Genomic DNA, 272 nt, shown 5'->3' on the forward strand with positions numbered 1-272 from the left:
GACTCAGACATCCCCAGTGTGACCTGATTGGATAATTGAAAAAGATTCCCTAGAGCTTCGCTGCCCTCTCCGTAAATTCCTCTAACGACCAAACCAACTTGATTAATTGCCTGTAAAATTCTGCTGATCTGCTGCGTCATCACCAGAGCGGGCAAGTGCAGCATTACGGATGCACGAATACCCGTACCCACATTGGTTGGGCAGCTTGTAAGATATCCTCGTGTTTCGTCGAACGCGTAGTTCAAGCTTTTCTCAAAAATGTCGTCTATCTT

At 46.3% G+C, this 272-nt stretch carries 1 protein-coding gene; it reads right to left on the bottom strand.

The window, feature by feature from the left end; translation table 11 throughout:
* On the bottom strand, positions 1–269 hold a 269-nt coding region (locus tag ACSNOK_RS34320; RefSeq protein ID WP_436784640.1), incomplete at its 3' end, for a hypothetical protein.
* Positions 270–272 lie beyond the last annotated feature (3 nt).

The organism is Streptomyces sp. URMC 126, from assembly GCF_051386555.1.
Lineage (GTDB): Bacteria > Actinomycetota > Actinomycetes > Streptomycetales > Streptomycetaceae > Streptomyces.